The organism is Prevotella sp. P6B1 (assembly GCF_000702825.1).
Lineage (GTDB): Bacteria > Bacteroidota > Bacteroidia > Bacteroidales > Bacteroidaceae > Prevotella.
Map to the genome: position 1 here is coordinate 524,868 of NZ_JNKF01000010.1, position 11,783 is coordinate 536,650.

The following is an 11,783-nucleotide window of genomic DNA, read 5'->3' on the forward strand; positions in this document are numbered from 1 at the left end:
AAGGTGATTTTGGATAGTTCAACAAAGAATTTTGTTACTTTTGCAACATCAAAGCAACAATTATGAAGAAAATTCTGTTTTTTTGCGCAACTTTATTCTGCCTTTCAATTGCTGATGCTAAGGTTTCTATGCCGCGACTGTTCCAGTCGGGTATGGTGATGCAGCGTGGTAAAACGATCCCTGTTTGGGGAAAAGCCGATGTCGGCGAAACGGTTACCATACGATTCAATAAGAAAGTGTATACCACAACTGCCGATGCTGATGGTCGTTGGCGTATTGATCTCCCTAAGATGAAAGCGGGTGGCCCTTATCAGATGTCTGTTAACGAACAGACCATTGATAACATTATGATTGGCGATGTGTGGCTGTTGTCTGGTCAGTCGAATATCGATGTAACTATCGAACGCGTCTATCCGCAGTACACTCAGGAGATTGATAACTACGAGAATAGTCAGATCCGCTTGTTCCGTGTGCAGAACGAAACGAGCACGCATGGCGTTAAGGAAGATATCCGTCCCACAAATATCAACTGGAAACCTGCCAATAAGCAGAATGCCTGGCTATTCTCGGCAGCTGGCTACTTCTTGGGTAAGCGTATGTTCGAGAAAAGCAAGGTGGCTCAGGGCATCATCGTCAACAGTTGGGGTGGAACCCCTATCGAGGCATGGATTAGCGAAGACTCGCTGAAAACCTGCTATCCCATGCTTATCAAAAAATTGCAGATGTATCAGAATGATGCCTACATACGCGCTCAGATGCAGGCCAATGGTGCTGCTAACCAGCAATGGGAGGCCATTCTGAATCAGACCGACCCTGGCTATGCTGATGCGAAATGCGATGACAGCCAGTGGCCTGTGGTCAATCAGAACGACTGGATCTGGCGCGGTACGGGTAGTGTGTGGTTGCGTCAGCATATAACGATTGACAAGGCGCATGCAGGAAAACCGGCGCGTTTGCTGTTAGGTACACTCTTCGATCGTGATGTGACATACCTGAACGGTAAGCAGATTGGCCAGACGGGCTATCAGTATCCACCTCGCCGCTATGATATCCCTGAAGGACTCTTGCAGGAAGGTGATAATGTAATTGCTATCCGCTTTATCAACAAATACGGCGCTGCGCACTTTATTCCCGAAAAGCCTTATATGTTTTGTTTCGGCGACGATCGTTTCTCGCAGAACCCCATGCCCCAGGATGTGATTCCTTTGAGCCAGCAGTGGCTGATGCATGTCGGTGCCGAGATGCCTCAGTGCCCAGGCGGCGATGTCTCTCTGCAGAATCAGCCTACCACCCTCTATAATGCCGTGCTCTATCCCTTGGCACCTTACGCCATCAACGGTGTTGTTTGGTATCAGGGTGAATCGAATACAGGAAATCCTGCATATGCAGACTATCTGAAGAAACTGATGGACAGTTGGCGCGATCGTTGGCAGGAGCAGCTGCCTTTTGTCATTGTCCAGTTGGCCAACTACGATGGTCGCCAGCAGAGTGGCTTCCCACGTCCCATCACGCCACAGGTAGACCCCGTCAACAGCGGTTGGGCGCAGTTGCGCGAGGCTCAGCGCACCGCAGTCAAAGCCGATGCACGTGCAGAACTGGCAGTCATCAACGACTTGGGCGAGACGGTTGATATCCATCCCTTGCGTAAAAAAGAGGTTGCCGAGCGCGTGGCCCTGTGCTTTGATAAGCTCTTATATAATAATAAGGTGAAGTTGTCGCCCGAGGTGGTATCTACTCATGTGAGTGATGCGGCTATTCAGCTCACACTCGACCAACCCATACAGGAAGGCGATCTTTATACATTCGAGGTTTGCAACAATGGTAGCGACAAATATCAGAATGTTCCTGCTGTCGGCAGGGGTAACGTGATTACCCTTCTTTATCCTACGGCATCTCAGGCACCATGCCTGAAAATCCGCTACGCTTGGAAGGACGATCCTAAGCAGGCAAATGTACGTTCATTGAACGGTCTGCCAATGAGTTCATTCGAATTGAAGATTAAATAATAATAACTAATAAGAATTATGAGTACAACTAACGAAACCAAAGGCTTTTACAAGCTTTCGTGGCTCCAGCGCATCGGATATGGATCGGGCGACCTGGCGCAAAACCTGATTTTCCAGACGGTGGCATGTTATCTCATGCTTTACTTGACTACAGTACTGAAGATTAATCCAGCTTTTGTGAGTGGACTGATTCTTTCCGTTCGACTCATCGACTGTTTCTGGAGTCCTGTAGTAGGTCGTTATATTGATAACCGTAACCCCAAATTGGGTAAGTACCGCACTTACCTGCTTTATGGTGGTATTCCCCTGACGGTTGCCGCCTGCCTGCTCATGCTGCCTCAGGCCGCTACCTGGTCAACCAGCATGAAGCTGATCTATGCCACTGTGAGCTATACGGTGCTGAGTATGATCTATTCAGTGGTAAATATCCCTTATGGCTCTATTATGGCCAGTATGACGCGCGATAACGACGAGGTGCTGAAACTGACATCTACCCGTATGGTGTGCGCCAATATCGGTCAGATTGTAGTTCAGGCAGGTTTCCCCATCGGTTTGGCTATGGTTGCTCACACGATGATCGACTGGAATCAGGCTCTGTTCATGGCCATTGGTACTATCCCTGCCTTCGTTATCCTGCCCTCTCTGCCTATGTTGAAGAGATGGTTGGGCAAGAAGGGCCTGTATTATCTGCTGCTCACTATTGGTTTTGTAGGCTTCGCCATCCTGTTTACCATTGGTAAGTTCTTTGATGTGGCAGCCCTTAATACGCTGGTACAGACAGCCAAGGTGATGACAGGTGTGGGTCTGTTGGTAGGTTCTCTGATGTGGGCTCTTGTGCCTGAGGTCATCACCGAGGCCGAGTATCGCACAGGCAACCGTCCTGCTGCTACCGTTAACGCCCTGGCTGGTGTAGCCTTCAAGGCTGGTTTCTCCATCGCCGGTTGGATTACGCCATTGGTAATGGGTATGATTGGCTTCGACCTGGCCAGCGAGGAGTCGGCTCTGCCTATCGATCCTAATGCCTGGTTTACCGTTACCTGCGTGTTTGCCATCATCGGCTTTATGCTTCTGCTTTATTGCTTCACAGGTTGTAAGGAGCGAATCGCTACCACCCCTGAGAAGCCTGTTACCTACCGCGAGATGTTTGCCGAGTTCAAGGCCAACAAGTGCCTGCAGCTGGTACTGAGCATCTTTGTAACAGTGTTCCTGGCATCGTTTATCAGCGCACCTGTTAACGCTTATTATACGCACCTTGCCGAATATTCTGCAACAGCACAGAATGCTATTCTGGTGTTCACTTGTATTATCCCAGCTGTTTTGCTGATCGTTGTAGGCTGCCTCATCTATAAGTATCCTCTTACCGATGAGCGTCTTGACGAGATTAACAAGGAGATTGAAGCTCGCGGATAAAAGAGCGATGTTTATGTAATATTTTGGTGGAATAACTTGCAAGTTCCAAACTTTTTCCGTATCTTTGCCCACAAGAAATGATTATTGGGCATAAGAATGAGCCAAAGAACTATTAAACTACTGGCTTGTTTCTCGCTGGCAGTGTTGCTGGTGGTTGCATGCGGCGAACGGAAAGAAACAGGACTTGAAAAGAATACAGCCGACGGATTAGTCCTTGATGCATACAAGCATAAGGACTATCCGTTGTTATTGTCTTTAGCCGATAGTCTTGGCAAGGCTGGTGCTATCTCCGAAGTTCAGTCGTACTATTGGAGTGGCTATGCCAGCGACCGCATGGGTAAGAAGCGTACAGCCGAGTATTATTGGAAGAAAGCCGAGAGCGCAGTCGATAATTATAATAATGGCGAGCAGGTGGATTATTATGCCAAATCGGCCAGTCATCTGGCTAACCTGTTGAACCTGAAGGGCGATTTCGATGGCTCGTTGAAGGAGGCTATCAATGCTGCTGAAAAGCTCGAGGTGTTAGGTTGCGACACTACCACCGATTATGTAAACCTGCTGGTGTTTATCGGTTGCGGTCAGGCCCGTTTGCCTGGCATGGAAGAAACTACCAGAAAGTCGTTCGAACGTGCTTATAGCAAACATCTTGAGCGCATCAACGCTTCACCTACCGAATCTACTTACAAAGGTGCCATTGCCGGCATTGTGAATATGGCTTACTCGTGCAATGCCACCCATCAGTATCAGCAGGCCATGCATTGGTGCGACTGCTATGAAGAGCTGGTACAGAAATACGAGAGGCTATATCCTGCCGACGTAGACTATATCGACAAGCAGCTTGCCCGTTGTAGTATCTATCGTGCCACAGCGCTTGTCTCGTTAGGACAATCGCAGGAGTCGTATCTGGCCTATCTTGATTTCAGAAACACCAAGTTCAGTAAGAGTCCTGAGGGTATTTACGACGCTGGTGAGTACCTGATTGAGGCCAAACAATGGAAAGATGCTGCCGTTTGTTTTCAGCGACTCGATGAGTTGGTGAACAAATATCGCATGGAGTTCTCGATCGAGAATCTCGAAACCTATTATCTTAAGAAGTACGAAGCCAACCTCAAGGCTGGTCGCAAGGATTCGGTTTATGCCATTAGTACCTTTATATGCGACTCGCTGAGTGTAGCTATCGATCGTGCAAGAGCTGATAATGCAGCCGAACTGGCCACTATCTACAATACCGAGCAGAATGAAACCAAGCTGGCCGAAAACGAAGCCAAGCTGCTGCGCGAACGACAGATAGCGGCTATCATCACCATTATTCTCATCATCGGCTTCTTCATTGTCTATGCCCTTTACAAGCAGAAGGCTGCTGCTAGGCTGCACAAGGCGCACAACGATCTGAAAGCGGCTTACGACCAGCTCGAGGAAACCACGTCGGCCAAGGAGCGTATCGAGAGCGAGCTGCGCATTGCCCGTCATATCCAGGAGTCGATGGTGCCCAACGAGTTCCCAAAGCGTTCCGATTTCGATCTCTATGCTTCGATGACAGCCGCTAAGGAGGTAGGAGGCGATTTGTACGACTATCTGATTATTGGCGATAACTTGTGCTTCTGTGTAGGCGACGTATCAGGTAAGGGCGTGCCCGCAGCGCTCTTCATGGCACAGGTCATCCGCCTGTTTCGTGCTATGGTTAAGCGTAACTATACGCCAGCCAAGTTAGCTACCGAGCTGAATGCCGAGTTGTGTGAACATAACGACGACGGCATGTTTATTACCATGTTTATCGGTATGGTGAACCTGCGTACAGGCAAGCTCGACTTCTGTAACGCAGGTCATAATCCCCCCATATTAGGTAATGGCGATGAGAGCAGATTCCTGAAGATGGAATCGAATGCGCCCATTGGCCTGTGGGAGGGACTGAAATATACTGGCGAGGTTATCGACGACATCCGCGGTCGCCTGTTCTTTGTATATACCGACGGACTGAATGAGGCCGAGAATAGCCAGCTGGATCAGTTTGGCGACGAACAGGTGCTTACCGTATTTAAGCGCAACAGCATGCTGAGTCCTCGCAAGATGGTAGATACCATGAAGACTGAGGTGAGTCAGCATCGCGATGGTGCCGATCCAAACGACGACCTCACTATGCTCTGCCTACATGTAATATAGACTATAATATTTGATTTGATATGATAAATTGCAAACATCTCTGTATGATGCTGATGTTGGCATTATGCACTCTCACCGCTCAGGCTCAGGAAGCAGAGCTTATCCGTAATGGCGATTTTGAACTGAACCCCAGAGTAGAACGAGGCACCAGTGCCACAACCGTTTGGGATGGTCCCAAGCCAGTAGTCGTGGTACATGTCGACCCTATTAGTGCCGATAATCCTAATTATGCTGTTATCTGCTGCGATACCATCTATAACGTGGGCTTTGATGGTATCCCTGTGGTTGAAGGTGCCAAGTACGATTTCTCTGTCAGCTTGCGTCATATCCCTGCGCTGAAGGAAGAGGAGCGTACCTGTGGCCACAAACTCCTCATCATCCAGTTGGTCGATGAGCAACGGAAGCCTTTGGCCGAGGCCACTATTCGCGCTAAGGGCTGCCACTGGCAGAAATACGAAACAACATTTACGGCTAATGCCGCCAGCGTCAAGGCTCGGTTAGCCATCATCGGCATCGGCTGTCAGAAGATAGCTATCGATAAGGTCAGTCTGAAAAAACACGAGTAGTATGTTACATATCCGCTGCAAGAATAACAACGTCACCAAGAGTTTCCCTGAAGGCACATCGTTAACCGACGTCTATCAGGCGTTTGCCAATGATCTTAACTTTGAGTATCCTGTGGTTTCGGCCAAGGTCAATAATGCCTCGCAGGGCTTGAAGTTCCGTTTGTATCAGAATCGCGACGTGGAGTTTCTCGATGCCCGTAGTGGTTCTGGCCGCCGTGTGTATATACGCTCGTTGTGCTTTGTGCTCTACAAGGCTACCTGCGATGTGTTCCCTGGTAGCAAACTCTACATGGAGCACCCCATCTCTAATGGCTATTACTGCAACTTTAAAAAGAAAAACAACGAGCCCCTGACCGATGAGGATGTGCAGAAGATCTGCCAACGCATGAAGGAGATTGTTGATCTCGACCTGCCCTTCCGTCGCACCGAGGCCACTACCGACGAGGCTGTACGTGTGTTCAGCGAGCGTGGTTTTGCCGATAAGGTGAAGCTGATTGAAACCAGCGGTCAGATATATACCGATTATTATATGCTGGGCGATACCGTGGATTATTACTATGGTCCGCTGGTACCCTCGGCTGGTTTCCTCAAGGTGTGGGGCCTGGAGCGCTATCACGACGGCTTGTTGCTGCGTGTGCCTGATAAGAACGACCCTACCAAGTTGGCCGAGAAGGTGGATATGCCCCGTACGTTCGAGGTGTTTGCAGAAAAAGTGCGTTGGGATATCATCATGCGCCTGTCGAATGCGGGCGATGTCAACAAGGCCATCCTGCGTGGCTATGGCTCCGAGCTGATTCAGGTGAGCGAGGCCCTGCAGGAAAAGAAGATCGTGAAAATCGCCGAGGAGATCGACCAGCGTTTCCGCGACCCAGAGAATCCCATCCGTATAGTCCTCATTACAGGACCGTCGAGCTCAGGTAAGTCCACCTTCTGTAAGCGTCTTTCCGTACAGCTCTTGGCCTGCGGTTTGCGCCCCTATTCGTTCTCTACCGACGATTACTTTGTGAACCGTGTCGATACCCCCAAGCTGCCTAACGGTCAGTACGACTTTGATAATATCGAGACTGTAGATTACAAGCTGCTGGGCGAGCACTTGGAGCGCCTGATGAAGGGCGAGGTAGTAGAGGTGCCCCAGTATAACTTTGTAACGGGTAAGCGCGAGTGGAACGGCAAGAAGTTCAAGCTTAGCAACGATAGTGTGCTGATTATCGAGGGTATTCACGCCCTGAATCCCCTGCTCACTAAGCAGATTCCCGATTCAGCCAAGTATAAGATCTATATCTCTGCCCTCACCAGTATCTCGCTCGATGATCACAACTGGATTCCTACCCAGGACAACCGCCTGTTGCGTCGTATTATCCGCGACTACAACAAAGGCGCTTTCTCGGCTCGTGAGACCATCAGTCAATGGAAGAGTGTGTGCGAGGCCGAGGACCAGTGGATCGCTCCTTTCCAGGAGACGGCCGATGTGATGTTCAATTCGGCGCTTAATATCGAGTTTGCCGTGTTGCGCACCCATGCCGAGGTGATTCTTGCTTCAGTTCCCAAGAACTGCCCCGAGTATGCCGAGGCCCATCGCCTGTTGAAATTCCTGCGCTATTTCATTCCCATCAGCGACAAGGAGATTCCCCCCACCAGCATCATGCGTGAGTTCGTAGGTGGCAGCAGCTTCAAATACAGGGGCTAAACAAAAACGGTGCATCTCGTATAGAGTTGCACCGTTTTTTTTACATCGTAGTATCGTAGGCTGAGCTGTCATCGTCTTCGTACACGCCCCATCGACGAGTATTCCATACTATATTCTTTATCTCGATGGTCTGTGTTCCCATCAGATCAATAAGCTTCGACTGCGTCATCTCACATGGCCAACCATTATAGAAGTAGTTGTACTGCTCAGAGTAGGTAATCTTTGCCTCGCTATATTCCGTCGAGTCGATAGCCTGATTCATCTCATCCAGATGCTTGTCGCTTATCATCTTGTTGAAGTACATTTTCAGCATATCCTTTACGTCATCCTTAGGGACGGTGGTTTCTGATACGCTATGCACATAATAATCGTCTTCGAATCCGTAGTCATCGTCGGTCTTACCGTAACTTGTCACAATTACGCTATGTTGTGGATATCCGTTATCTGAAGGCTCTTCGTTCTCTACTTTACCTATAGGCAGCGACTTGCCATGTAACAAGAACAGCAACTGCAGATCGTCATTATTGGCCAGGAAAGCCTTCTCGTTAGAAAACATAGTTGCTACCTGTGCTTCAAATCGATGTCGAGGAAGCACTTCACTCATCGCAGGCATATTAGTATAGATTGAGTCAAATATCGCCTTAGATGCAGCTTTCATATAGTTTTTCACCTCTGTCCAGTTCTTCACGTGTTCGATAGTGCCATACTCATCTGTAGAAAACAGCACCTTCACATCGCCCATCTTTTCCATTATCGACTGCATCACACGTGTAAACATAGAGTCTTTATATTCCACTGTAGTGTTCAGCGTATTGTATTCTATCAGATATCCTTTCGACGTCGAGTCGACTACCACCAATTGTATATCGCTCTTGATGTAGTGGTCTACGATGGTATCATTTTTTTCCACCTTAGCCTCGTAATCCTGATATTGATAACACATGGTGTCGTTCTTGCAGAAATATGCAATAACATTTACTACCGAATCCTGACTAGCCTGCTGGGCAGTCACCGCTTGGGCTGCAACGGGCATAGCACACAATTGCAGAGTAAGTGCCATTACGGCACGTAACAGATTTTTCTTGTTCATAATACAGTTAGCCATTTAAGCATGGTAGGCTTATTTTTAATTCAGCGACAAAGGTACACACAATTCTTCATTCCGCCAAATATTTATGCGAGAAAAATGAAAAAAAATATACCAGAAATGGGCATGACATGCTGAAAATCCAAATAAGAATCTCACAAACAGCCTACATGCCTACACGATTTTAGAGTAATTCTCTATGTTTCAGTCACTTGCAAGTTTCTAAACCTACATAAAGCCTACATGAAGCCTACATGTTTTACAGCTGATAAGGGAGTTAAGCGATTGCTTTGCCTAGTATAGCAAACCTTTTCTTTAATATAAGTTACGAAATTCTCTAGAGAATTTTATAGCTTCTTAACTAGTTAGCAATCCTTTGCACGTCACTTAGCCGAAAATTCTCTAGAGAATTTCACAACACCCCATAATACTAATCATTACAAACATTACAAAAAGTATCTTTTCGCAAGGCTAGGAGTGGCTTTCTACAGCCTAATAAGTTACTCGCTAGATGTCAAAAAGCTACTTTTTGTGTAGGAATCATGTAGGCTTTGTGTAGGCTTTATGTAGGATTTATGTAGGCTTAAAAACGCAGAAAACCTAGTGTTTATACTGGTTTTGAGCAATTTTATGTAGGCATGTAGGCTTATACCAAACTTTTCTGTTTTATTTCTACAACCGTCAATACATTGTCTGCGACTTTGAATCTTATCTTTGGTCCCCAGTTTGGTCCAACAGATGGCATCAAATTCGACCACTACAAAACCGATTGGGATTTTGATTAGTAAAACAAAAAAAGGCTTGCTCAGGATAATTTGAGCAAGCCTTTAGGTTTATTAATGTTTAGCTGTGATTACAGCTGGTACTGCAGCATGACCATAGAGTAGGGCTTCAGCTGGAGTGAGAACTTCTTCTGAGCCTTGACGGGGGTGCTACGAGGGAAGATGGGTTGGCTCTCGTAGTTGTTCTCATCGTTGGCCTGACCGGCAAGGACGGTCTGCAGGGCAACCTTCTTGATACCCTTGAAACGGCTCAGGTCGATGTTAGCCGTCTTAGGCTCGGCTGTAGCGTTGCAGAGCTTCACATATACCTGACGCTTCTTTACGTTGAGAACTACCGACTGGCCGTAGCGTACATCCTCCATAGGCTGGATGACATCAGCAGCGTCGCCCTCGAACTTCACGCAGTCTCCATAGTAGTACTGACCAGAGCTCTGTCCGAACATCTGCTGAACATAGTAGCTGCAAGTAAGATAGGTGCGCTGGTTGTCGAAGTAGATGAGGTCGGGATTCCAGTTGGTGGCATCCTTCTTGGCGAAGAGGGGGGCGTACGAGGTCATAGCTACCACGTCGCCGTTGCGCTCTACATGGAGCAGGTACAGACCCTCGGCCAGGGCGTCGATGAGCTTCTTGTCCTTAGCGGCATACTCGCCCAGATAAACCTTGGTCTTGCGGTCGCGTGGGTACTTGTCGTACTGGCGGCTCTTCAGGAAGTAATCGTGTGGCTCGTAGTAGTGCTCGTCGATGATAGGCATGCCTAACTCTTCGGCCAGCTTCCAGCCGTTCTCCAAGTCGGGGTTACCTGGATGTGAGCCAGGACCGGCTGTGCCTACAATCACAATCTCAGGATGTGCCTTGGTGACACGCTCGTAGATATACTTGAAGCGCTCGGCAAACTCGGGCGAGATACGCTCCTCGTTACCCAGACCGAGGTACTTCAGGTTGAAGGGTTTGGGATGACCGGCATCGGCACGCATCTTGGCCCATTTGTTGGTGGCAGGATCGCCGTTGGCCCACTCAATCAGGTCGATGGCCTCGGCCACCCATTCGTCCATCTCACTCATAGGAACAACGTCCTGTGCCTGATTCTTCATGCCCCAACCACCGTTGGTACCCTGACAGCTCACACCGCAAGGCAGGATGGGCAGTGGCTCCATATTCAGGTCTTCACAGAACTGGAAGTACTCGTAGTAACCCAGTCCCATGCTCTGGTGGTAGCCCCAGGTGTTCTTCAGCTGTTTGCGCTGCTCCTTGGGACCGATGGTGGTCTTCCAGCGGTAGGTATTCCAGAAACCGTCGCCGCCGCCATGAACCACGCATCCGCCAGGGAAGCGCATGAACTTAGGCTGCAGCTCAGCCAGTGCCTCGGCCAGGTCGGTACGCATACCATGTCCCTTATAGGTGTCCTGAGGCATCAGCGATACCATATCGACATCCAGGGTTCCCGTGTTCAGCACCAGTATCTGGAGGGCTGCCTTCTGACAGTACTCGTTGGTAGTCAGCTCGGCCTCGTATTTCTGCCATGACTTGCTATCGACCTTGATGGTTGCCTCCGACAGCAGTTTGGGGTCCTTGCCCCAGCCCAGTGGCTCTACAAGGGCAATGCGGATCTGCTTGGCGCCGCTGTCAACATTGCGGAAGAAGGCCGAGAACGTGTATTTCTTGCCATCTTTGACAGAGATACCGCTAAAGCCATCGTTCTGGATGCCATAGCCGGTCCAGCCGTTGTAGTCGTAATACTGCTTGGCACGCTCGATATGCAGACGCATATAAGTGGGGTTGTTAGGATGGATGCCGTTATCCATGCGAGGCTCGAGATAGCCCAGAGAGTGGCCTGGACGGATCTGGCGCCAGGCGGTGCCGGGGCCCCAGCCATCGCGCTCGGTGGGGTTGAACTCGAACGATCCGTTCTGTATCAGTTCGGCATAGAGTCCACCATCAGCCGAGCTGCTGATGTCCTCGAAGAAGATGCCAATGAGCTCGTCGCTGATGGCCTTGCCGCCAACAGGGGCTTTCATTGGTTTCTGGGCGTTGAGGCCCATGGTGGCTGCCAGGAGGGCAGCGCTGAGAATAGTTCGTTTGTACATA

The 11,783-nt window shown here is 49.1% G+C and carries 7 protein-coding genes; 5 read left to right on the forward strand and 2 right to left on the reverse strand.

The annotated features are described in order from the left end of the window. The first annotated feature begins 62 nt into the window (after nt 1-62). From T495_RS0103135 to T495_RS0103155, 5 genes are all read left to right on the forward strand, one after another. A complete protein-coding gene (locus T495_RS0103135) occupies nt 63-2,006 on the forward strand; it encodes a sialate O-acetylesterase (RefSeq protein ID WP_033147535.1) in 1,944 nt (647 codons plus the stop codon). Between the two features lie 18 nt (nt 2,007-2,024). Then, the gene (locus tag T495_RS0103140) at nt 2,025-3,416 is read left to right on the forward strand and encodes an MFS transporter (RefSeq protein ID WP_033147536.1); all 1,392 of its coding nucleotides are present in this window, start codon (nt 2,025-2,027) and stop codon (nt 3,414-3,416) included. A 96-nt stretch (nt 3,417-3,512) separates the two neighbouring features. Further along, the gene (locus T495_RS15045; RefSeq protein ID WP_051651820.1) at nt 3,513-5,576 is read left to right on the forward strand and encodes a PP2C family protein-serine/threonine phosphatase; all 2,064 of its coding nucleotides are present in this window, start codon (nt 3,513-3,515) and stop codon (nt 5,574-5,576) included. A gap of 20 nt (nt 5,577-5,596) precedes the next feature. Continuing rightward, nucleotides 5,597-6,142 (forward strand): hypothetical protein, encoded by a 546-nt coding sequence (locus T495_RS0103150; RefSeq protein ID WP_155993412.1) that lies wholly within the window; start codon nt 5,597-5,599, stop codon nt 6,140-6,142. 1 nt (nt 6,143) lies between these two features. After that, a complete protein-coding gene (locus T495_RS0103155; RefSeq protein WP_033147538.1) occupies nt 6,144-7,829 on the forward strand; it encodes a nucleoside kinase in 1,686 nt (561 codons plus the stop codon). Nucleotides 7,830-7,869: 40 nt separating this feature from the next. On the opposite strand, the gene T495_RS0103160 is transcribed toward T495_RS0103155, so the two are convergent. Both T495_RS0103160 and T495_RS0103165 read right to left on the reverse strand, forming a co-directional pair. Further along, complete coding sequence (locus tag T495_RS0103160; RefSeq protein ID WP_155950174.1) at nt 7,870-8,919, reverse strand: hypothetical protein; 1,050 nt, start codon at nt 8,917-8,919, stop codon at nt 7,870-7,872. An 850-nt stretch (nt 8,920-9,769) separates the two neighbouring features. Then, on the reverse strand, nt 9,770-11,782 hold the full coding sequence (locus T495_RS0103165; RefSeq protein ID WP_081831989.1) for an alpha-L-arabinofuranosidase C-terminal domain-containing protein: 2,013 nt from the start codon (nt 11,780-11,782) through the stop codon (nt 9,770-9,772). Between the last annotated feature and the right edge of the window lies 1 nt (nt 11,783).

Coding starts and splice junctions, on each gene's coding strand:
- T495_RS0103135 (WP_033147535.1), top strand. CDS start 63: ATGAAGAAAATTCTGTTTTTTTGCGCAACTTTATTCTGCCTTTCAATT.
- T495_RS0103140 (WP_033147536.1), top strand. CDS start 2,025: ATGAGTACAACTAACGAAACCAAAGGCTTTTACAAGCTTTCGTGGCTC.
- T495_RS15045 (WP_051651820.1), top strand. CDS start 3,513: ATGAGCCAAAGAACTATTAAACTACTGGCTTGTTTCTCGCTGGCAGTG.
- T495_RS0103150 (WP_155993412.1), top strand. CDS start 5,597: ATGATAAATTGCAAACATCTCTGTATGATGCTGATGTTGGCATTATGC.
- T495_RS0103155 (WP_033147538.1), top strand. CDS start 6,144: ATGTTACATATCCGCTGCAAGAATAACAACGTCACCAAGAGTTTCCCT.
- T495_RS0103160 (WP_155950174.1), bottom strand. CDS start 8,919: ATGAACAAGAAAAATCTGTTACGTGCCGTAATGGCACTTACTCTGCAA.
- T495_RS0103165 (WP_081831989.1), bottom strand. CDS start 11,782: ATGTACAAACGAACTATTCTCAGCGCTGCCCTCCTGGCAGCCACCATG.